Annotated in this window: 21 protein-coding genes and 1 pseudogene; 10 read left to right on the forward strand and 12 right to left on the reverse strand. The window is 43.7% G+C overall.

From position 1 onward, the window contains the following. The first annotated feature begins 278 nt into the window (after positions 1-278). The gene (locus F6J90_RS00605; protein ID WP_293090603.1) at positions 279-401 is read left to right on the forward strand and encodes a hypothetical protein; all 123 of its coding nucleotides are present in this window, start codon (positions 279-281) and stop codon (positions 399-401) included. A gap of 104 nt (positions 402-505) precedes the next feature. Here F6J90_RS00605 and F6J90_RS00610 read toward each other — a convergent pair whose 3' ends face one another. Then, positions 506-4,210 carry a filamentous hemagglutinin N-terminal domain-containing protein gene (locus tag F6J90_RS00610; protein ID WP_293090604.1) on the reverse strand — a complete coding sequence of 1,235 codons (3,705 nt, stop codon included), beginning with the start codon at positions 4,208-4,210 and terminating at the stop codon, positions 506-508. A 420-nt stretch (positions 4,211-4,630) separates the two neighbouring features. Between F6J90_RS00610 and F6J90_RS00615 the strand changes: the two genes are divergently transcribed. The 4 genes from F6J90_RS00615 to F6J90_RS00630 all read left to right on the forward strand — a co-directional run bounded on the left by F6J90_RS00615 (position 4,631) and on the right by F6J90_RS00630 (position 7,603). Further along, positions 4,631-4,822 carry a hypothetical protein gene (locus tag F6J90_RS00615; protein WP_293090605.1) on the forward strand — a complete coding sequence of 64 codons (192 nt, stop codon included), beginning with the start codon at positions 4,631-4,633 and terminating at the stop codon, positions 4,820-4,822. A gap of 10 nt (positions 4,823-4,832) precedes the next feature. Next, complete coding sequence (locus F6J90_RS00620; protein ID WP_293090606.1) at positions 4,833-5,729, forward strand: sulfotransferase; 897 nt, start codon at positions 4,833-4,835, stop codon at positions 5,727-5,729. A gap of 34 nt (positions 5,730-5,763) precedes the next feature. Further along, a complete protein-coding gene (locus F6J90_RS00625; protein WP_293090607.1) occupies positions 5,764-5,910 on the forward strand; it encodes a hypothetical protein in 147 nt (48 codons plus the stop codon). Positions 5,911-6,085: 175 nt separating this feature from the next. Further along, positions 6,086-7,603: a carotenoid oxygenase family protein gene (locus tag F6J90_RS00630; protein WP_293090608.1), complete on the forward strand. Its 1,518-nt coding sequence runs from the start codon at positions 6,086-6,088 to the stop codon at positions 7,601-7,603. Here F6J90_RS00630 and F6J90_RS00635 read toward each other — a convergent pair. Next, on the reverse strand, positions 7,547-7,696 hold the full coding sequence (locus tag F6J90_RS00635) for a hypothetical protein (RefSeq protein ID WP_293090609.1): 150 nt from the start codon (positions 7,694-7,696) through the stop codon (positions 7,547-7,549). The genes F6J90_RS00630 and F6J90_RS00635 overlap by 57 nt on opposite strands. Positions 7,697-7,989: 293 nt before the next feature. Between F6J90_RS00635 and F6J90_RS00640 the strand changes: the two genes are divergently transcribed. Further along, a complete protein-coding gene (locus F6J90_RS00640) occupies positions 7,990-8,955 on the forward strand; it encodes a glycosyltransferase family 2 protein (RefSeq protein WP_293090610.1) in 966 nt (321 codons plus the stop codon). 301 nt (positions 8,956-9,256) lie between these two features. Here F6J90_RS00640 and F6J90_RS00645 read toward each other — a convergent pair. After that, positions 9,257-10,580, reverse strand: a pseudogene (locus tag F6J90_RS00645) (transposase). Positions 10,581-10,647: 67 nt separating this feature from the next. Between F6J90_RS00645 and F6J90_RS00650 the strand changes: the two are divergent. Beyond that, a complete protein-coding gene (locus F6J90_RS00650) occupies positions 10,648-10,860 on the forward strand; it encodes a CopG family transcriptional regulator (RefSeq protein ID WP_293090611.1) in 213 nt (70 codons plus the stop codon). 136 nt (positions 10,861-10,996) lie between these two features. Here F6J90_RS00650 and F6J90_RS00655 read toward each other — a convergent pair whose 3' ends face one another. The 3 genes from F6J90_RS00655 to F6J90_RS00665 form a co-directional block, all read right to left on the reverse strand. Beyond that, positions 10,997-11,764 (reverse strand): PspA/IM30 family protein, encoded by a 768-nt coding sequence (locus tag F6J90_RS00655; protein ID WP_293090612.1) that lies wholly within the window; start codon positions 11,762-11,764, stop codon positions 10,997-10,999. 558 nt (positions 11,765-12,322) lie between these two features. After that, the gene (locus F6J90_RS00660; protein ID WP_293090613.1) at positions 12,323-13,021 is read right to left on the reverse strand and encodes a PspA/IM30 family protein; all 699 of its coding nucleotides are present in this window, start codon (positions 13,019-13,021) and stop codon (positions 12,323-12,325) included. Between the two features lie 80 nt (positions 13,022-13,101). Next, positions 13,102-14,523 (reverse strand): SPOR domain-containing protein, encoded by a 1,422-nt coding sequence (locus F6J90_RS00665; protein ID WP_293090614.1) that lies wholly within the window; start codon positions 14,521-14,523, stop codon positions 13,102-13,104. Positions 14,524-14,711: 188 nt separating this feature from the next. On the opposite strand from F6J90_RS00665, the gene F6J90_RS00670 reads away from it, so the two are divergent. Further along, entirely contained in the window at positions 14,712-15,335 is a 624-nt protein-coding gene (locus F6J90_RS00670) for a DciA family protein (RefSeq protein WP_293090615.1), read from the forward strand. Here F6J90_RS00670 and F6J90_RS00675 read toward each other — a convergent pair. After that, entirely contained in the window at positions 15,332-15,559 is a 228-nt protein-coding gene (locus F6J90_RS00675) for a hypothetical protein (protein WP_293090616.1), read from the reverse strand. The two genes, F6J90_RS00670 and F6J90_RS00675, sit on opposite strands and share 4 nt — an antisense overlap. Before the next feature lie 368 nt (positions 15,560-15,927). Here F6J90_RS00675 and F6J90_RS00680 point away from each other — a divergent pair, with 368 nt between their 5' ends. Beyond that, a complete protein-coding gene (locus tag F6J90_RS00680; protein WP_293090617.1) occupies positions 15,928-16,245 on the forward strand; it encodes a hypothetical protein in 318 nt (105 codons plus the stop codon). Between the two features lie 346 nt (positions 16,246-16,591). Here F6J90_RS00680 and F6J90_RS00685 read toward each other — a convergent pair whose 3' ends face one another. Continuing rightward, a complete protein-coding gene (locus F6J90_RS00685; protein WP_293090618.1) occupies positions 16,592-16,759 on the reverse strand; it encodes a hypothetical protein in 168 nt (55 codons plus the stop codon). A 117-nt stretch (positions 16,760-16,876) separates the two neighbouring features. Next, positions 16,877-17,710, reverse strand: a complete 834-nt coding sequence (menB, locus tag F6J90_RS00690) for a 1,4-dihydroxy-2-naphthoyl-CoA synthase (protein WP_293090619.1) — start codon at positions 17,708-17,710, stop codon at positions 16,877-16,879. 59 nt (positions 17,711-17,769) lie between these two features. Between menB and F6J90_RS00695 the strand changes: the two genes are divergently transcribed. Continuing rightward, entirely contained in the window at positions 17,770-18,705 is a 936-nt protein-coding gene (locus tag F6J90_RS00695) for a glycosyltransferase (protein ID WP_293090620.1), read from the forward strand. A gap of 399 nt (positions 18,706-19,104) precedes the next feature. On the opposite strand, the gene F6J90_RS00700 is transcribed toward F6J90_RS00695, so the two are convergent. From F6J90_RS00700 to bchM, 3 genes are all read right to left on the reverse strand, one after another. Further along, complete coding sequence (locus F6J90_RS00700; protein ID WP_293090621.1) at positions 19,105-19,482, reverse strand: DUF423 domain-containing protein; 378 nt, start codon at positions 19,480-19,482, stop codon at positions 19,105-19,107. 14 nt (positions 19,483-19,496) lie between these two features. Continuing rightward, positions 19,497-19,898, reverse strand: a complete 402-nt coding sequence (locus F6J90_RS00705; RefSeq protein ID WP_293090622.1) for a hypothetical protein — start codon at positions 19,896-19,898, stop codon at positions 19,497-19,499. A 561-nt stretch (positions 19,899-20,459) separates the two neighbouring features. Beyond that, positions 20,460-21,146, reverse strand: coding sequence for a magnesium protoporphyrin IX methyltransferase (gene bchM / locus F6J90_RS00710; protein WP_293091827.1), 687 nt, complete (start codon positions 21,144-21,146; stop codon positions 20,460-20,462). Between the last annotated feature and the right edge of the window lie 66 nt (positions 21,147-21,212).

Raw genomic sequence — 21,212 nt, forward strand, 5'->3', positions numbered from 1 at the left:
TGCTTATCCAAAGATGCTGATCAGGAGCATCCTATCATTTCCAAAATTGTTGAAATTTTCGATAGTGAAGTAATTGGATTGAAGTTAGCTAAACTAGCGCTATAGTTTTAATCCCCTTAATCTGAGCTATTTTATTAGCGCTATAGTTAGCCATCCGAACCCATAATTTGGAAAATTGTGGCAATTTCCAACAGTGAATCAACTTGCTGAAAGCCATTTTACTAGCGCTATAGTTATGAATAGATTGATCTAAGCAATATTAAATAGCGCTATACTTATTGTTCAGATCCATCATATCCAAAATTGCTGAAATTTCCGATAGTGTTGGAATTGGGGTGAAGCTATTTAAACTAGCGCGCTTATTTGCTGAATGCGATCGCATTATTCCCGAAATTGCTTAAATTACCGATAGTGACAGGATTCGGCTGAACCTAGTTAAACTAGCGCTATACTTATTCATCACCACTCCAATTGCTGAAAATTGCTGCAATTTCCAACACCAAGCTCAACCTTGGCTACCACAAGACCTAGGACTATACCAATTACTCTTAGGAGTAACATTATTCGGCTCAGCTGTCAAGATAATTGTACCATCCTCGCCAACAGTCCAACCCTGAGCTTCCACTATTTTCTTAGGACGAGGAGGAGTAGGAGTCTCGACAGTGCGCCGTTTCCCTCTCATGGGCAAGTAACTTACATCAGGAGTGGGAGTAGAGGTAGCTTCTTCGATGTTCTCTTCTTCAGTATCAAGGGTAACCCAATCTACTAGTACAGACTGTTGATTGATTGGGTCTAGAGGACTAGGGGGTAAGCCACCTCGTCCAGTAATAATGAATTCACCCAGTTCATCTACTGCTACTTTTCCACTCCTGGGACAGTTAGCAACAATTAATGCTGAAGGGTCAACTATTGATGTTGGTAAGAGCTCAGGATCCTGTGCTGAGTTGGTAATATCCCTGGTCACAGTCCCAGATTGACCACCACTAAGGCTAAGCGCTGCTATTTCACTATTATTATTCTGAAAAGCTAACGATGGGTCTATATTTCCAGATGGGTCGATAAACGCACTGGTATCTTCCAGTACGTTCATATTGAATAAGCCCTGGAGAGTGATTTTGATGTTTCCGCCATCCCCATCCTGAGCATTGGCAAATATATCGCTACCTTTGTCATCATTATTTAGAGGCAGCGCTACTAATACTCCACCTTCAATAGTGATATTTCCACCCTTGACTCCATCCCCTGTAGCATCAGCCAAGATTAAGCTATTGTTATCAAGTATGATCACTCCTGGCACATTGATATCAATAGTTGCTGCTTCTTCATTGTTGGTGGGATTTTTCCCAGTAGCAGCTACAAGTTGGCCGTTGTCTAGGGTGAGAGAGTCATCAGCCTCAATGGTCAGTTTGCCAGCCTCTCCTAGGTTGCTCTCATCCACCTCACCGTTCTCATCCGCTTCAGTCTCTGGAAACCCTTGTTCTGTTAATGGGACACCGCTTACTGCTATTCGTGCTCCCTTCTCGACAGTTAGCTCGTCTGTTTCTATAGTCACATTTTTAGCAGTACCACCTTCGGTTGCTTGAGCGAATATTCCTGCAGGAGATTTGGGATCCTCTGGTAGAGTTCCAGTTAACAACACCGAGTCTTTAGCGTTGACTTCCACATTTCCGGCTGTACCTGTTTCAGTAGAAGCAGAAATTTCGCTGTTACTTACTGTCAAGGTGTCTACATCTAATTTGATATCACCACCGCGAAAGTCAGTTGTGCTTCGAGCATTCAAAACTGCACCATCTGATAGGCGCAAGCTTGGTGTTGTGATCTGAATAAGCCCTCCCTCAGCCTCGGCTCCGTTTCGAGTTTGGGTGAATATGCCGCTTTCTTCTTTCTTGTTTCCTTTTACCCCAATACCAGAAATTTCTACAAAATCTTCGGCATCGACTCTAATATCACCTGCTTTAATTTTGCCTTGAGTAAAAGCTTCTAATCTTCCTCCATCTTTGAGAGATAGAGAGCGAGCTTTAATGGTAATATTCGCCAATTCTCCTTCTAGGGTTTGATTGTTTCCAGAATCCTTATCCCTTATCTGACTTCTGATTCCGCTGTCCAAGTCGCTAATCTCAATCTTATCCTTAACCGTTATCTCGATATTTCCCGGATTTCCACCATTCTCACTCTTAGTCTCAGCAGTGATAAAGCTGTTATTACTCAAGGAAAGTGATCCAGCTTCAATGATTATGTCGTTACCATCACCTTTGGCACTACTACTGTTCGATTTCGCTTCAATTTTGGCACGATCTTTCATTATGAAGTTTCCTTCAACTATTATAGTAATCATGCCTGCGTTTCCAGCTCCTGATGTATTAGCGGTTATACCACTAGAACCTGATCTATTTGGTCCAATCATCGTCAGTAATCCCACACGGATGTCTATCGGACCGCCGTCACCGGTAGTGTTTCTATCGGTCTTAGCCGTAATTTGGACTTGACCTCTCCTAGATTCAGGATCGCTCGGATTGCGAGAATCAAGCAATAGGGACCTAGCTTGAAGCTCAATACCCCCGCTCGATCCTGTAGATTTTTGTTTAGCGACATTCTCAATTTTGCTGCCGAATTTCAGCTCAACTGCTCCCCCAGCCAAGATGGTAATTTTTCCCCCATCTCCTTTCCCGCCATTAAATATCTGAAGTCGGCTGTTATCGTTGAGGATAACATTACCCAAGACATTTAATAAGATATCCCTGGGACTGCCTTCTTTATCGTTTTTATCTGTGTTTCGGTCTTCCGGTTGTTCTGTTCTAATGGTACCTTTCTTTTTCAGTTCTACATTGCCACTCACATTGATGGTAATGCTGCCGCTATCAGCATCTCCTTTTGTTCTTGCGGAAATACCCGGTGTTTCTTTCTCAGATTCCACCATCAGGGAGCCAGCGGTAATTTGAATACTTCCTCCTGTTCCACCTTCAGGATCAGTTAAGGTAAAGATTCCATGCTGACTTCCGTCACGAGAAGCAATAATGGAAACTGAGTCATCAGCGGTGATAACAATATCACCCCCTTTCTGACCATTAACCTTAGTTATGGTGAAGATTCCCTGCTCTCTTCGAGCCGTCTCTACTGTCAACGAGCCAGCGTCGATAGTAATTTTTCCCCCTTCTCCACCTTCATCCTCTGTTATGGTAAAGATTCCCTGGCGCTTTTCTCTAGCAGTAGACTTAATCAATACTGAGTTATCAGCACTGATAATAATATCACCACTTTTCCTCCCATTGCTTTTAGTTATGGTAAAAATTCCCTGGTCTTCCTTCTTTTCGGTGTTTTCTACTTCCAAAGAGTCAGCAATAATCCTAATGTCACCACCATCAACATTTCCATCTTCTGGCACCAAAGTTTCTATAGCGCTATCCTTAACTACAACATTCCCTTTCTTGACGCCATCGGGAAAATCTAAACCCAGCTTGTTACCGTCTCTAGTTAATGCTACTTGTCCTGGTGCGCCCAATCCCGCTAACAGAATATTCCCACCTTGATTGGTGGATATCTTACTATCTTCAATAACCTTAACATCACCACCGAGCAACAACAGGTTATCAACCGCCAGCTCCTCTAACTTAGCTCGACTGGTAATACTACCACGAGTCATATTACCGGGAATTTGATTAAAGAAGAACACATTAGGATTAACGGTCAGCAATGGTGAGGGAGGCTCGGGATTAGAGGCACTAAACACTCCTTGATTCCCAAACCCAATCCCATCAGCAGTGGTGCCTACAAAAGAACCACGTACATCCAGCTTGGCATTTTTACCAAACAAAATCCCCTTGGGATTAATCAAGAACAAATTTGCTCCACCATTGACACCCAAGGTGCCAAAAATATTAGAAGCATTCCCACCAGTTACCCGAGACAGAATATTTTCAATCCCAGCTGGATTAGCAAAATAAACCCTTTGCCCGTCTCCCACATTAAATTCTAGGAAACTGTGGAACAAATTGATATCTCGGATTGCTCCTCCCTTAATTAGATCAACAATTTTCCCATTTACCTCACCTGAGCCCAGGTCTAGCTCTGACCTTTCTCCCGGGAGCAAGGTAGTATCAGGAGTAATCTGAGCATTAGCTTGGTTAGCTAGCAATGCGTACGCTCCACTAATGGCTAAGCATAGCGCTAAACTTAACTGAGTGTTATAGCGTTTCAACACATCTAATACCATGGGATTGGTTCTGCTCCTGATCTTGGGGAAGGTTAGTTAGCTTCAGCTATCAGTTATCAGTTATCAGCTTGCCCATTGGCGTACGCTACGTGGGGTTTATTTCAAGCTAACAGCTGACTGCTGATTGCTGACAACTGACGTTTGATTAATAGTCGCTTGAAGCTGCTATTGCTAGTAGCAATACTAATTATTACTGCACGGAATAAATAATAATAACAGAATTTATTATACCTATACTTTCTAGCCATTGATGTAAAGTTTTGTGAAATAATGTTAGCTAGGGTTACAGAGATGGGTAAGGGTTCTACTAGATAATAGAGATAACCAAGGGATATAGGGAGCCGAAATCAATAGTAATAATTTTTGTTCCCGATTCCCGATTCCCGATTCCCTTTGCTATAGACAGTCTGCTACGGCAGTTTGCATCACTATCAAGTACACTGGATTTTATCCTTCTTCCCTCTTCTCTACTCCCTGCTCCCTCTTCCCTGCTCTGTGCTCCCTGCTCTGTGCTCCCTGCTCCCTGCTCCCTGCTCCCTGCTCCCTGCTCCCTGTTCCCTCAAACCCAGAGATTTGTACCTCATGGGTATAAGACTTGCTATAAATAGATAGACTCATGACAATGCCCAACTTTTTAATCCTAGGTGCAGCTAAGGCTGGAACTACTTCAATTTATCGATATCTAAAGCAGCATCCGCAAATCTACATGAGTCCTGCCAAGGAACCTAGGTTTTTTGCTTTTGAAGGGGAAAATTTAGATTTTCGTGGGTTAGGAGATGAAAAAGAAGCTGATTTCATGGTCACTGATATTGACGCCTATCGTGCCCTCTTTAAAAAGGTAACTAATCAAGTAGCTATTGGTGAAGCATCTACAAGTTATCTCTACATTGCGAAATCTGTTGAACGCATAAAGTACTACATTCCTAAAGCCAAACTGATCGCCATTCTTCGAGATCCAGCAGAAAGAGCCTATTCCAACTATTTACATTTACTCAAGCAAGAGCGCGAACCATTGGATTTTGCTGAGGCTCTTGCCCAAGAAGAGGAGCGCATTCAAAATAACTGGTGGTCCTTCTGGCACTATAAACACCAGGGACTTTACTATGTCCAAATGAAGCGTTATTATGATGTGTTTGAAAAAAGCCAGATTAAGGTTTATCTATACGAAGATTTGAATAATAATCCTCTAGGTATGCTGAAAGATATGTTTGGTTTTTTGGAGATAGACGATACCTTTACCCCAGATATATCTGAAAAAGTTAGGCAAGCTCCTCGCCTTCCCAAGAACAAAGCGTTGGAATCATTTTTGAGCCAACCGCACCCAGTTAAATCAATTCTGAGTCCATTGCTTCCTAGTAGCCTAAGGGATAAACTAGTTAACAAGATTAGATATTTAAATCGTGGGAAACCTAAGTTATCACCAGCAGTGCGGAAGCAATTGATTGAATTCTATCGCGAAGATATCCTCCAGCTTCAAGATTTGATTGGTCGGGATCTTTCCCAATGGCTAAAGTGTTGAAAATTAAGTGAACAAGTAAGTTGACAATTATAAGTTGACAATTAAGTTAAGTAAGTTAAGCTGTAAGCATTCAGCAGTAAGCCGTGAGCTAAAATCTCACGGCTTACTTTTGTTCCCTATTCCCTATTCCCTATTCCCTATTCCCTATTCCCTTTGCTATACACAGGGGTGCATCTCCTAAAAGCTGTTTGACCTGATGGTGCGTTACGGGTCGGGCTGTTTCAAGCAGAAAGAGGCGGAAAATCAGGGCTAGCCCGCCCCTAACGCACCCTACGCAACATTTCCTAGAAAGTAATAAAATGTAAATAAACTTAAAAACTATTTATAAAATAATCTGGATCAAGACTTGACAAGCGATGAAAAATGTGTTAAAAAAAGAAGCCAATGGGGATTCTAATCCTGGGATGTCCTATAGCCAGGAAGATTGGGCAAGAGGTTATGAGTCCCAACCGGGGGAATACGATTATTGGATTGATCAGGTAGAAGGGGAAATTCCTGGGGAGTTGCAGGGGACTTGGTTAAGGAATGGTCCTGGTTTGCTGGATATTAATGGTTACCCGGTGCATCATCCGTTTGATGGGGATGGGATGATTTGTGCGATCGCATTTAATCACGGTCGAGCTCATTTTCGCAATCGGTTTGTGCGCACAGAGGGCTTCTTAGCGGAACAGAAAGCGGGGAAACCCCTTTACCGAGGAGTGTTTGGCACTCAGAAGCCTGGGGGTTGGTTAGCGAATCTATTTGATATCCAATTCAAAAATATTGCGAATACCAATGTAATCTACTGGGGTGGCAAGCTCTTAGCCTTATGGGAAGCAGCTAAACCTTACGGTTTGGACCCCCATACCCTTGAAACTTTGGGTGAAGATAACTTGGATGGAGTATTAGCAGGGGGTGAATTCTTTGCTGCTCATCCTTGGATTGACCCTAGTAGTAAACAAGATGGTGGTCAACCCTGTCTGGTAAATTTCGGGATTCAGCCAGGTCTGTCTACCAAAATTACTATTTACGAATTGGACCCAACCGGTAAACTATTACGACGCCAAGCTTATATTGTTGCTGGTTTTGCCTTTATCCACGATTTTGCGATTACCCCAAATTACTGTATTTTCTTCCAAAATCCTGTTAGCTATAATCCCCTTCCATTCCTATTGGGATATCGAGGAGCTGGTGAGTGTTTGGCATATCAGCCTGAACAACCGACCAGGATTGTAGTGATTCCTCGTAAACAGAATACAGAGGAAGTCAAAATCCTAGAAACCCAATCGGGCTTTATCTTCCATCACGCTAATGCTTTTGAGCAAGATGGCAAGATTTATGTTGATTCCATTTGCTACGAGTCATTATCAGCAGTAGACGTAGGTAGTGATTTCCGGAAAGTTGATTTTAATGCGATCGCACCAGGGCAACTCTGGCGCTTTAGTTTAAACTTAACGGAGAAAACCGTAGCGAGTAAGTTGTTAGAAGAGCGCTGTTGCGAGTTTCCTAGCATTCACCCTAATTGTGTAGGAAATCCCTATCGCTACTTATTTATCGGAGCTGCTGATCATCCCACCGACAATGCACCATTACAAGGGATTCTAAAAATAGATACGGCAACAAAGACACAACAATTCTGGAGTGCTGCACCAAAGGGTTTTGTAAATGAACCAATGTTTGTGCCACGACCCAATGCTGAACTAGAAGATGATGGTTGGGTATTGACCTTAGTATATGATGCTAGTCATCACCGGTCTGATCTAGTAATATTAAATGGTCGTGATTTAACTAGTGGACCGGTAGCAACACTCCACTTGAAGCATCATATCCCTTACGGTTTACACGGTAGCTGGAGTTGTGAGTTGTTGGGAGTTGGGTTGGAGGTTGAAGGTTAGTTGGTTGTTCGCGTAGCGTGGCCTTTTGGCCAAGGTTGAAGGTTGAAGGTTGAAGGTTAGTTGGTTGTTCGCGTAGCGTGGCCTTTTGGCCAAGGTTGAAGGTTGCAGGTTACAGGTTGCAGGTTAGAGGTTGTTCGCGTAGCGTGGCCTTTTGGCCAAGGTTGAACGCGATGGACGAAGTCCCGCTTTGCTGCGAAGCGCGTGGCCTTTTGGCCAAGGTTACAGGTTGAGGGGTTTGTGACAGTTTAAACTTTAACTAAAAACTTTTAACCAACGGAGATAATTGAGCTAAACTTATAAGTTATTGAGCTTGCAGGGGAATTATAGGGTTGGAGCTTTGATGGTTAAAGCTAAGCTAATAACAGAATTTTCCTGGAGGGTGCCAGATGAAATTCAGCGTTGTCATCACGACTTATAATCGCCTAGATCTACTCAAGCGTGCGATTGAAAGCGCGCTTGCTCAGACGTTCCCCTGTGAAATTGTTATCGTTGACAACGGTTCGTCTGATGGTACCGAAGGTTATGTCAAAGAGCGCAGTGAAGCCTTGATACGTGCTGGTGAACAGAGCTTGGTTTATCACCGAAATTCCTACAATAGGGGTCACTCGAAAGCGGTAAATCAAGGGGTAGAGTTGGCAAGTGGTGATTGGATCAAGCTGTTGGATGATGATGACTACTTAGCCAGGAACTGTATTGAAGAAATGGCTGATGCGATCGCATTACATCCGAAAGCAGTGATTTGCTCTTGCCAATCGGCTCAAGTAGATACCTTAGGAGTAGAACTAAGTGTAACACGGCGAGTGGGTTCACGGCAAAGGTTATATATTGCCCAAGAAGACATTCATTATGGAATGCTTCTGGAAATGGTACCGTTTGGGACCCCAGTACAAGTCGCTTTCTCCCGTGATGAGTTTCTCAGTTCTGGTGGTTGGGATTCTAGCTTAGATACCAACTTTGATGATATCGATTCCTGGATTAAAATCGCTCAGTTTGGGGATGCTATATTTATCAATAAGTGTTTAGCTTACCGGACGGTTTGGTCTGGTGCTTATAATCACAAGTTTTCGTTCGAGAAACGTCTGAAGACCCATATTTCCATTAAGGAAAAAATCTATGCACAAATCAGTGATAAATACCAAGGTAAAGTGCCATTACTGTGGGAGCTGGGAGCTTATCTGAGATTACATTGGGGCTTAGTAGCTCTTAAACGAGGTAAGTTGCTCAGTGCCGCTAAATTACTGTTTCCTGAGTGTTTTTCACCGATTGCTTTCTCACCCATTGCTTGGAAGTTGCTGTTACTTAGAAATACTCTAGGCTGCGACCCCTCATTATACCACAAGTTGCCGGTTTAACGGGGCAACTAACTTAAATCATTGGTCATTCATTGGTCAATTGGAAATTGCCTATGGACGTAAGCATTCAGCCGTCAGCGGTCAGCGGTCAGCTTCAAATCAACCTATGCAGGCCTATGGCCACGCTGCGCGAACGGGAGAATTTAAGATTGAGAGATTAATTAGAATTGAAAGTCTGGGTAAAAGCCCATCTAAGCATATGCTGATAGTTGATAGCTGATAGCTGATAGCTGAATGCTTACCTATTGACCATTAACCATTTTCTTTAACACAAAGTGATTAATTAGTCAAGTGACAGCTCCTACGCTGACCCGTTGGGTTCAGCGTAGGCTTCCCAGCCAATCCGGGCATCCCTTAAGAGGCGCTGGGCTTTAAGAACGGACTGCCCTGCCGCTCTATTTCGTATATTGATCGCAGCATTGTGGTCGCGTTCGCGTAGCGTCGCCTTCGGCGAATCCAAACTGCATCCGCAATAGGGACAATCATGCCACCGAACATGCAGCTTTTTAGGGACTTTTTTGCCGCAATTGGAGCAATTCTGTGAAGTATTCAAGGCACTTACCGGTACCGTCAACAAACCAGCATTTAAGGCTTTGTTTGTTAGGATCGCCAGAAAGCTTGACCACCCAGCATCCAACACAGATTTAGCCAATCGGGATTTAGCCATCCCTTTTACGTTTAACTTTTCGTGAGCAACTACATCATATTTTGACAGCAAATAATTGGCTGTTTTAAAGTGAAAATATTTTCGCTTATCGGCGACATTCTTGTGTTGCTTTCCAAGTTGTTTGATAGCTTTCAGTCTATTGTTACTTCCTTTTTTCCGTCGAGATACCCGTTTTTGAATAACTTTTAATCTTTTTTGGGCTTTTCGATAATACTGGGGAATATCAATGGTTTCTCCTTCCGAAGTGGTTAAAAACTCCTTAAGGCCAACGTCAATCCCAACTATTGAATTAGGGTTGATATCAGGCTTAACTTTCGGCGTTCGCCTTTGGCGTGGCCTACGGCCAAGCCGACGCTGCGCGAACAGGCACTGTTTTGTCTTCTAGAGACAGAACCAAGTAGTAGCCATCACATTTCTTGCTAATAGATGCAGTTTTAATTTTGAATCCGTCAGGAATAGGGCGATGCAGGACAACCTTGACCATACCTATTTTTGGGAGGTTGATCAGATTACCCTCTAGGCATTCGTCCTTGATCTGTGGATAGGTAAAAGTACGGTAGCGGTGACGTTTTTTGAACCTAGGTTTGCCGCTTCGTTTTCCGTTGATGTCTCCTTTGATAAATCTATCAAAGGCTAGCTTTACCCTTTTGACCACATCCTGAAGCACTTGGGAATGAATATCTTTATACCAAGGGTGAGTCTTTTTGAGACTAGGTAAATATTTCTTCTGGCTGTAATAATCCGGGTTTTCTCTCAATTCGGAAATATGACAAACAAGAGGACAGGCGTTAATAGAACAGCGATTCTGCTCGTACCAATTGAACCGTTCGCGTAGCGTCGGCTTTGCCGAATCAGCCAAAAGGTAATTGTACTGAGCGCACAGCATAGACAACCAGTTGTCTATCTGTCTTTTTTGTTCTTTTGTTGGCTTCAATCGGTATTGGTAAGCAATTCTCACCGTGTTGCCCTCTTGTTTATCGACCTATTACAATCATACTATACGTACAGTCACATGGTAAGTCATAATGAAAGATAAAAAATTAACAATCAGGATTACCAACTTTGAGAAAAGACAGTTAGCACAAGAGGCAGAACGACGCGGAATGACTCAGTCAGAGTTAATAAGGAGTTTGATAGCTCGCTTCCGGGATCCGTGCATACCCTGTGCAAAATTCATCCCACACCTATGCTACGCATGTTCGTTGTGGGGCTTCTTTTGCCGGACAGCTAAAACTTAAAAATTGAAAATTGGCTAGTAACCAATTAGCTAGTAACCAATTAGCTAATAACCAATTAACAATTACTAATTAACCTTTAACCATTAACAATTAACAATTTCCGTGAAACCAAAGTGATTAACCGGATTTGATCGGACTACAGATTATCAATTTGTTTGCGAAGGTCTTCCAACTCTTTGTCAACGGGTGAATCTGAGGAAGTAGATTTTTTCTCCTCTGAAGCTGGTAAAGCTTCTTGAGATACAGAACCACCAGCCAACTGAGCTTTCATCGTGGCTAACTCATCATCAACATCATTGCCTTCCAAGAGTCTAAATTGCTCTTCCAAGCCAGTACCACCCAGCTCATGGGCAGCTTGAGAACGAGCCTCCATTTCCAAGACTTTCTGTTCCATACGCTCAAAGGCAGCTAGGGAGCCACTAGTATTGATAGACCCCATGGTTTGTTGTAACTTTTCATTAGCCTTAGCCGCCTGAGCTCGTGCTTTGAGCATATTCTTTTTGGTCTTGGCTTCAGAAATTTTGCCTTCGAGAGCAACCAGATTACGCTTAAGAGTACTGACCTGCTCAGTTTGCTGATCCAACTGAGTTTTCAAAACACCAGCAGTATCAGAATTGCTCTTCTTACGCACCAGAGCCTCACGAGCCAGGTTTTCATCCCCTTTGGTGAGAGCCAGCTGAGCTCTTTTCTGCCAGTTGTTAGCTTCTGTTTGGTTTTTGTTGTATTGCTGCTCTGTGCGTTTTTGTTCAGCAATTGACCTGGCAACTGCTTGACGCAATTGAACCAGATCCTCTTGCATATCAACAATAGCTTGATCGAGAATCTTTTCTGGATCCTCAGCCTTGCTAACCATATCGTTCAGATTAGCTCTGACCACTCTGCTAAGGCGATCAAATAATCCCATAACGCTGTTTATCCTCTAGGAATGTACATTGTAGGTAGAAAACAGGCTTGCTGGTGCCTAAGCCTAGTTAAGTTGTCTTGAAGGACAAGCAATTGTTGCTGTCCCATCTCAAGTCTGATTGGGGAACTGAAAAATTTGCGGGCTTGACCCATACCCTACCCATTAAGACAGGGAGCCTTTCATCCAGTTTAAAAACTTCTTGGGAAAAAGTGCTAGACAACAAGCTAAGGGTAGAACTCTCTGGCGGCTGAACCATGGGGGATTTATCGGGATTGCTGTTGGAGGGGTTAAAAACTGGTTTCCAGAGGTGCTTATGATATAGTATAATAGTTCCATCTGGCAGAAAACGTCTTTGTCTTATTCTACCTATTCCCTTTCCGAGCATTGAGGAAGAAGATAGACAAGGGGCGATTTCCGTGTAGGTTGGCGTGTATAGTAACCCCTTGGGTCAAGGCTCTAAGGTGTTTTCATACAACTTTTTCAACCTGCCATTGAGCTGACCATAGGGACACTAATTACTTTTTCCAGCTATTTATCCAATTTTTCCGGATTTTTCGGTTATTCTGCCTGAGTTGAGGGTAATTGAGGAGTTTCAGTTCCTTGAATCAGATTAGCTTTCATGGCAGCTAACTCAGCTTCCACATCATCGTTAGCTTCGAGAGCAGCAAATTTCTGATCCAGTTGATTGCCACCTAACTCAGCCATTGCCTCAGACCGGGCTTCAAGCTCCATTACCTTATCTTCCATCTGCTCAAAAGCACTTAAGGCACTACTGGTACCTACATTACCGAGCATCTCATTAATTTTCATGGATGCCTTAGCTGATTGAGCCCGAGCAATATATAAGTTCTTTTTGGTTTTCGCCTCTGAAATTTTCTGTTCTAGGGTACGCAGATCTTCCTTGAGCTTGGAGACAATATCAGCTTGCTTGGAAAGCTGAGCTTTCATGGCTGTGACGGTCACCTGATGAGATTTCCGCCGTGTTAGGGCATCCCGTGCCAACTGGTCGTCTCCTGCTGACAAGGCTAACTGAGCGCGACGGTACCATTGCTCAGCAGCGGCTTGAGCCTGAGAGGCTTGTCGCTCCGTGCGTTTTTGGGTAGCGATCGCTTGAGCTACAGCCTGCCGCATTTGAATCAAATCCTGCTGCATATCATCTACAGCCTGTTCCAGGATTTTCTCAGGATCTTCACCTTGGCTAATCAGACTATTAAGGCTAGCGCGAATTATTCTAAACATACGATCTAATAATCCCATGGCAGCTGTTTCATTATGATTAGGGCTTAGGGAATCTTTACTGATATTATTAAGATTGAACGTGACACTTAACAATTAAGTTAAGGACGATAAATGGAAGCAGAAAATCCCTGTTGCTGGAGTTTTTCTACCAAACCTTGTGCTTCACTTTCCAATTTGAATGCTCCCATCTGAATGCGGGTACCTTGAGATAATTTGCGCACATAGGCATCAGGAACAATTGTCCTAGCTTGCTGTAGGGAACGTTCACCATCGTAGTTGATCAACACATAGTAGAAAGGATCGCGAGCAGGTAAAGAATCCTCTGCCACTGTTTTTAGAGATGCGGCTTGATTCTGGAGTGTTTCAGAGATAGCTGGTTGAAGTAATCCTGACTGTACCCGTCTTTCTGGGGGTACTAAAGAGCCTGAAGTTGTTGGTAATGGTGACAGGGGAACCTTTTGCAGTGGTTGAACAGAAGGCAAAAGTACAGAAGATAAGGAAGACCCTTTCGGAGGAATCGGTCTAGTTACCACCTTAGGAGCTGATTCAACCACCTTAGGTAAAGGGACATCTTTTGTATAAAAAGGTGTTTGCTGCGGTCTTGGAGTAGCTTCGACTTGAGAAAGGGTATGTAAGTTCAAGTCTACAAATTCCTCAGAGGCTAAATTAGGACCACCCTGTAGGGGAGAATGGGGAACCGACTCAGTCTGTTGTGGTTGATGTGGTGTAATTTCCTGAGGGGTTTTGGAGTGCTTGGGGATGATCAAGCTCATCAACCGCGACAGATCCAGATTACTTAACACCGAGGGATTGGAGAAGATATAGGGTAGGGTAGCGCTTAACAACAACAAAAGTACCATGAAACCGACATTCAACGGAGTCAGCAGTTGGTAAGAAACCTGCTTTTGGTTGTCAAATTCTTCTTCGTCTTCTGCCAGACTCTGTAGTAGTTTTTCTGATGATTCCAGATAATCTTCTGGCTGGGTTTGGTTAGCCCCTAACTTGATCAAACTACCTGAGTCTTCAGGCAATTTTTCAGGAGGGTTAAGTTGGGAGGTAGCCTCTTTCTGAATCGCTAGGCTAGCACTTTCCCCATTATTATGCTGGGATACAACTGGTGGCTGAGTAGGTTTCGGGGACTGTGATGACAGGAAATTTAGGGATTCAGTCTCAACCAATGGCTCTTGTGGTTGTTTCTGAGAAGTTGTCGCCTTGGCAGTTAGGTTTGGCAGTGCAATGGTTGATGGCTGGTTTAGTCGAGGGATGGTCTGGTTTGTCGGTGATGGTGAGGGTTTCTGTTGTACCTCACCGACAGAAATTAACTCTAGGGGTTTACGGACCCGGTTACGACCAAGACCACGGTTAGTCATTACTGGGCGTCCTACTCTGCGACGTCGGTAGCGCGCTAATTCTTCCTCTAGTTGTACATCAAGGCTACTCAGAGCAGCTTGTAAAACTGAGTTGAGGTTGTAGTTACCGGTCGAGCTAGGAGAAGAATTAACTGAGGAGTTTTGGCTCATGGCAGACTCTATCGGTCGTTTGTGCTACAGAACAAGCAACAGGACTTACGCAGCCATTCTATCTTGAGGGTCACCCGACTAACTCTAAGCTAGTTTTTTGCCCAGTGTGGCACAGGCTTCTAGCGTGGCACAGGCTTCGACGCTGTGACCTAAGTCCTGAAGAAATTAATTAATTATAGTAAGGCGATATGCTTAAATCTCTCAATCAGATCTTAGATAGGATTACAAATCAGCCGGAGTGGCAAGGTATACAACGCTTGTCATACCTAATTAAGTGTTGGTCTGAAATAGTAGGAGTGAACATAGCTAATCATACCAGACCCTATGCTATCTCCAGGGATATCTTATATGTGGCTACGTCTAGCTCTGTTTGGGCACAAGAACTAAAATTTCAGCGCCGGATGTTGTTGAAACGGCTTAATGCTCGTTGGTCTGAGCCCCTAGTTGACATCCACTTTTCTCCAGCTCAGTGGCAGAAAACACAAGTTTTGGGCAATGGCTATTCACAATCTGAGTTGACCCCAAGCCATAGACATCCTAGCACCATTTTGCCAATGTCTTCATCACTGGTTTCTGAGCAGTTGGATCACACAGAAAACAGAGAAAGTAGTGAAGCCACTGACAAAACTACTGACAAAACTACTGACAAAACTCAGGTACCCCAAGCAGCGTTTAAACGTTGGGCAAAGATCATGCAGATGCGATCGCAAAATTTACCACTTTGTCCTCAGTGTCAGTGTCCGACTCCACCAGGAGAACTCCAGCGTTGGGATGTCTGTGGTCTTTGTGCTACTAAGCAATGGCAAATTTAGACCAAGGTTTTAGTAGGGAGTAGGGAGTCGGGAGTCGGGAGTCGGGAGTCGGGAGTCGGGAGTCGGGAGTCGGGAGTCGGAGATCGGGAGTCGGGAGTCGGGAGTCGGGAGTCGGGAGTCGGGAGTCGGGAGTCGGGAGTCGGGAGTCGGGAGTCGGGAGTCGGGAGTAGGGGGCATTCCTGTTCCCTCTTGGCTCTTGGCTTTTGGCTCTTGCCTATTCCCAATTCCCTGTTCCGGGATCCGCTGTTCCCTTGATTTTTAGAACACTGAACTGATACTTTTGCATAAGTTAATCCGAATAAATTCGGTATCTAAAGACACTTTTGGTGTTTTTTTTTGCTTGATCCCTATGGGGTTTTGGTATAAAACCAGTCAATTCTTTCAGAAGCCATCGGTTTTTGTTACTTTTTGTAAAACAAAATGTATCTATATGTAACAAAATAATTAAGAAAATATTAAAGCTTTAGTGGCTAACGATATGGCTATAACCTAGGCTGGTCAACAGCTTGCTATCTATAAGAAGCTGAGGTAAGAGGTAGCAGAATTAAATGTGAAGAGGATATAAATTTTTTCTCAAAAAAAAAGAGTTATCATGAAAACATTGAATTTACCTATATCTAGTTGTCGATTTTGTCGGTATTATCAGTCAGAAGGACGACGAGGGGGTATGTGTCAACAACTTGGGGTGCCTGTCAGAGCTACCTGGAAAGCTTGTGCTTTTGCTCTGCCTACCTTTTCTTCTTCTTCTTCTTGGGAGACACTAGAAGAGATTTGGCAAGATGATCAACTGATGCTTACAGAGGAGCTATCGGCAAAGTGCTCTGAAAACTCCCCTGGGAAAGACACGACCGTTGAAGAAGGTGAGACCATCACCTCTAAGAATTCGTCAACAGACATCATGCTGGTGTAAATTGTTGATGTAAATTATTCGTTTGATCAGCAAGATCAGCTTATTAGCAAGATTAGCAGTATCTTACTAGTAACTTCCACCTTAATACAATCAATAATTCAAATAAACAAATTTCACAAAAACCAGTTTAAACCAAATCTTCTAGTTCTAGTAATTACCTGCTCACAGGTGTCAGTTTGAAACGCCAAATAATTTCATAAAACTTGGCACTTGATATCTGCTATTAAAATAGCTTTCCTCGCACTTTGATTCACAATAAGGTGCGTTTTTTGTTGATAATCATATCTTGCACTAAGTTTAAAATTAACCTATCAAGGTAGGGAACAGGAATCCCCCCTAACCCCCCTTAGTAAGGGGGGAGGGGAACAGGGAACAGTGAGAAAATTTGACTCTGTCTTGATGCAGCCCCTCCCCACTTGTGCTTTGCATCAATACAGGTATAATTGTCCCCATCTCCCCATTTCCCTATCTCCCGACTCCCTCGGTGCGCTTGACCCGTAATTAAATTCGCCACGGGTCGCACCGCTCCCGATTCCCTCGGTGCGCTTGACCCGTAATTAAATTCGCCACGGGTCGCACCGCTCCCGACTCCCCAGAAATTTGTACCTCACAAATTAAGAATTGCTATAATCTACGGCAACCAAGGATATTGACGAAAATCTGGTGGACGCTTTTCTAGGAAAGCTTGTTTACCTTCAGCTCCTTCTTCTGTCATGTAATAGAGTAAGGTAGCATTACCAGCTAGTTCTTGTACACCAGCTTGACCATCGCAATCGGCGTTAAAGGCAGCTTTCAAGCAACGAATGGCAATAGGACTCTTTGCGAGAATTTCCTTTGCCCACTGTAGCCCTTCTGCTTCTAACTGCTCCACTGGAACTACACAGTTAACTAAACCCATCTCTAGGGCTTGAGATGCGGTGTATTGACGACAGAGAAACCAAATTTCTCGGGCTTTTTTTTGACCAACAATTCGGGCAAGATAGCTAGCGCCAAACCCACCATCAAAACTACCGACTTTCGGGCCAGTTTGACCAAAGATAGCATTATCAGCAGCAATAGTTAAGTCACAAATCACATGTAGGACATGACCACCACCAATAGCATATCCAGCAACTAGGGCAATCACTACTTTGGGTATGGAACGAATCAGGCGTTGCAAATCTAATACGTTTAAGCGAGGAACGCCATCTTCTCCAATATATCCAGCCTTGCCTCGTACACTTTGGTCACCACCAGCACAAAAGGCATATTTGCCATCAGTGTGGGGACCAGCACCAGTTAATAGGACAACACCAATACTGTGATCTTCGCGGGCATCACAGAAAGCATCATAAAGTTCAAAGACGGTTTTGGGACGAAAGGCGTTGCGTTTGTGGGGACGATTGATGGTAATTTTGGCAATACCGTCGGTTTTATGGTATAGAATGTCTTCGTAAGTTTTGGCAGTTTGCCAGTCAATTTGCATAAAGTTTTCCACGCGATCGCTGTTTAAGTTCACAATAATATCAAATTCATAAGGTTCCCTTGTTTTTAAGCATTGTCATTCCCACTTACAATCGCTTACCGATTCTAAAAAAGTGCCTAATCGCGTTAGAACATCAGCAACTTAGACAAGATAGCCAGATCTGGGATTATGAAGTTGTTTTAGTAGATGATGGCTCAACGGATGGCACTTTAGATTGGTTGGCAGCACACGGGGATCAGTTTCCCCATGTACGCTCATTTGCTCAAAACCATGCTGGACCGGCTGCAGCTCGGAATTTAGGGGTGAAGCAGGCTAAGGGTGAAATAATTATCTTTATTGATAGTGATTTAGTAGTTACTGAGCATTTCCTCCAGTCTCATGCTGATGCTTTGGTACAGGCACAACAGCGTCTGGGATGCGATCGCTTATTCACCTACGGTTGGGTGATCAATACCTGTAATTTCGAGGACCCTACCAGCGAACCCTATAAAATTACTGATTTCTCTGCTGCCTATTTTGCTACGGGAAATGTTGCGATCGCACGAAAATGGCTCTTAGAAGCTGGACTCTTTGATACCCGCTTCCAACTCTACGGCTGGGAAGACTTGGAACTAGGTGTCCGACTCAAACAGCTGGGCTTAAAACTGATTAAATGTCCCCAAGCTGTAGGTTATCATTGGCATCCTCCCTTTAGCCTCGACCAAATTCCCCGGATGATTGACCGGGAAATTCAACGGGGGCGTATGGGTGTGTTGTTCTACCGGAAGCACCCTACCTGGGAAGTAAGGATGATGATTCAGATGACCTGGCTACACCGACTACTCTGGGGAATTCTGTCTTTAGGTGGACGACTCAACGAACGCACCATGGCTCCCTTTTTACAATGGCTAATTGACCGAGGTAAATCCCAGCTAGCTTTAGAAATTGCCCGAATTTTCCTTAACTGGTATAACGTTCAAGGTGTTTATGCGGCTAATCGGGAGATTCAAGGTTGAAGGTTGGAGGTTGAAGGTTTAAGGTTGAAGGTTGGAGGTTGAAGGTTGGAGGTTGGAGGTTTAAGGTTTAAGGTTGAAGGTTGAACGCGATGGACGAAGTCCCGCTTTCAGCGAACGCGTGGCCTATTGGCCAAGGTTGAAGGTTGAAGGTTGAAGGTTGAAGGTTGAACGCGATGGACGAAGTCCCGCTTTCAGCGAACGCGTGGCCTATTGGCCAAGGTTGAAGGTTAGAGGTTGAAGCTTGAAAGTCAAGAAAATATTTAAGCTGATTTGCATTTAAATTGGTTATTTCCCGTTCCCTGTTCCCTGTTCCCTGTTCCCTGTTCCCTGTTCCCTGTTCCCTGTTCCCTGTTCCCTGTTCCCTGTTCCCTGTTCCCTGTTCCCTAAAATATTTAGTTATTACTCGAAAGAGAAAGCTGCGATCGCTAAACAACCCCATCCTAGGATCAAGGCCGCACCACCTAATGGTGCGATCGCTCCTAGCCACTTGATCCCGCTTAAACTCAGGGCGTACAAACTGCCTGAAAAAATGGCAATTCCAGCGATAAAAGCTGAGCCAGCTACGGTAAGGGAGGTTTGTGCTACTTCTGCGCGGCTCAACAACAAGGCTACCAACATTAGCGCTAGGGCATGGTACATCTGATAGCGGGCACCAGTCTGAAAAATTTCCAATCCTCGTTCGGTAAGTTTTTCTTTCAAAGCGTGGCTAGCAAAGGCTCCAGCTACTACTGATAATCCTCCTAGGATCGATGCGATCGCTAAAAAAATCCGAGTCATTAATTTTATTAGTCCTAAAGTCTAAAATTATAAAATATTTTACCTTCTTCACTAACCTCAAACGTAGCATCATACTCTCTAGCTTTTTGATCCAGATACTCTTGAGCTACAGGTATAGGAAGTTTGGCTGCCATTGCTAATTTCAATACTGAAATTCTACCATTTTCGTCTTGGAGCAAGCGATAAAATGTAGACTGAAGGTGTTCGAGGACTTCTTTTTGCTCTTGTTGATACATTCCCAATGCTAACCATACTCCCCAGAAGGTAGCTGGGATACCTACTATCAAGCTTCCCACTGCATCAACTTTATCCTGTGATGTTGCTTCCTTTCGAGTTGAAACTACCACAGGTACCATCAATAATATAATACCCAAGGTAAGCAGCAAACCAGCAGATATTTTTTTAAACCGTTTCATTATAGCAAATTTTTAACAAACGTTTATCAGCTTTCAGCTTTCAGCTTTCAGCTTTCAGCTTTCAGCTTTCAGCTTTCAGCTTTCAGCTTTCAGCTTTCAGCTTTCAGCTTTCAGCTTTCAGCTTTCAGCTTTCAGGTAAGTATTCAGCTGATAGCTGATAGCTATCAGCTTTTGAATAAAACAAGTAAGCATTGGAATAATGCTGAGTGAAGTCCCAGGGTCGAAGCCTCTGCCAAAAAGCACCTCAAGCAGCGTGAGCCTTTAGCTCACGGCTGACGGCTGACGGCTGAATGCTTACGCGGTCAGCGATTAGCGCTACGCGCACGCTACTTGAGGTGCTTTCAGTTATCAGTTATCAGCTATCAACTATCAGCTTATGGGTTACCTCCCAGGGTCGAAGCCTGTGCCAGGCTACTATTCGCGCAGCGTGCGCGTAGCCCAATCGGTGCTTTTGAATCAAAGCGGTAAGCATTCATTTAATCTCTGTTACATCTGCTGACGGCTGACGGCTGACGGCTGACCGCTGACCGCTGACCGCTGACCGCTGACTGCTTATTTTTTTTACTTACGAATAGCCTCCAATAAGCGAGAATAGTAAAAGCTAGTGCTAGTCATTTCTTGTCGCTGAATTGAAAACCCATTATTTTCTAAAATAGTAACAATATCTGCTTCTCGATGCTGATAGGCACGAGTGGTTTTACTTGGTCCTGGAAAAAACTCACCAATCTTTTTAAGTGCAGTTAGAAGCAACGTTTTTGGTGCAAAGCTAATAATTAAACGAGACTCGGCCAAAGAGGCTAAGTGAGTTATCATTTCAGCCGCTTTATCCTGGGGATAATGAATCAACACATCTAGACAAATTACGGTGTGGTAGCTACCACCTAACCCTTCCAAATCCTTGACCATAAACGAGAGATTGTCAGTATTTCCTAAACTCTCCTTAGCCCTTACCTGGGCTTCTTCTACCATTTTGTGAGAAATATCACTAGCAAAAACTATAGCGCTAGCTTTAGCCAGAGGAATACTCAGACTCCCAACACCACAGCCAGCATCACAAATCGACAAACCTGACAAATTCCCATCAGCCTCCAACCAAGTAATTACTTTATCCACAGTCTGCTGATGACCAATCCGGATATCTTGCTGTACCCGGTTAACCTCGCCATCACCATAAATCCGCCGCCAGCGGTCAAACCCAGTGGCATTGAAATAATCCTTAACAATGGCCTTATCATTAACTGTATTCATATTCATAACTAACACTCTCCTGACCTTGGTATGATTCAGGTCTTTGCGGTTCATCAAAAAAATCAT

Source organism: Moorena sp. SIOASIH (assembly GCF_010671925.1).
Classification (GTDB): Bacteria; Cyanobacteriota; Cyanobacteriia; order Cyanobacteriales; family Coleofasciculaceae; genus Moorena.

Coding starts and splice junctions, on each gene's coding strand:
- F6J90_RS00665 (WP_293090614.1), bottom strand. CDS start 14,523: ATGAGCCAAAACTCCTCAGTTAATTCTTCTCCTAGCTCGACCGGTAAC.
- F6J90_RS00670 (WP_293090615.1), top strand. CDS start 14,712: ATGCTTAAATCTCTCAATCAGATCTTAGATAGGATTACAAATCAGCCG.
- F6J90_RS00655 (WP_293090612.1), bottom strand. CDS start 11,764: ATGGGATTATTTGATCGCCTTAGCAGAGTGGTCAGAGCTAATCTGAAC.
- F6J90_RS00700 (WP_293090621.1), bottom strand. CDS start 19,482: ATGACTCGGATTTTTTTAGCGATCGCATCGATCCTAGGAGGATTATCA.
- F6J90_RS00680 (WP_293090617.1), top strand. CDS start 15,928: ATGAAAACATTGAATTTACCTATATCTAGTTGTCGATTTTGTCGGTAT.
- bchM (WP_293091827.1), bottom strand. CDS start 21,146: ATGAATACAGTTAATGATAAGGCCATTGTTAAGGATTATTTCAATGCC.
- F6J90_RS00610 (WP_293090604.1), bottom strand. CDS start 4,210: ATGGTATTAGATGTGTTGAAACGCTATAACACTCAGTTAAGTTTAGCG.
- F6J90_RS00705 (WP_293090622.1), bottom strand. CDS start 19,898: ATGAAACGGTTTAAAAAAATATCTGCTGGTTTGCTGCTTACCTTGGGT.
- menB (WP_293090619.1), bottom strand. CDS start 17,710: ATGCAAATTGACTGGCAAACTGCCAAAACTTACGAAGACATTCTATAC.
- F6J90_RS00650 (WP_293090611.1), top strand. CDS start 10,648: ATGAAAGATAAAAAATTAACAATCAGGATTACCAACTTTGAGAAAAGA.
- F6J90_RS00630 (WP_293090608.1), top strand. CDS start 6,086: ATGAAAAATGTGTTAAAAAAAGAAGCCAATGGGGATTCTAATCCTGGG.
- F6J90_RS00640 (WP_293090610.1), top strand. CDS start 7,990: ATGAAATTCAGCGTTGTCATCACGACTTATAATCGCCTAGATCTACTC.
- F6J90_RS00620 (WP_293090606.1), top strand. CDS start 4,833: ATGCCCAACTTTTTAATCCTAGGTGCAGCTAAGGCTGGAACTACTTCA.
- F6J90_RS00660 (WP_293090613.1), bottom strand. CDS start 13,021: ATGGGATTATTAGATCGTATGTTTAGAATAATTCGCGCTAGCCTTAAT.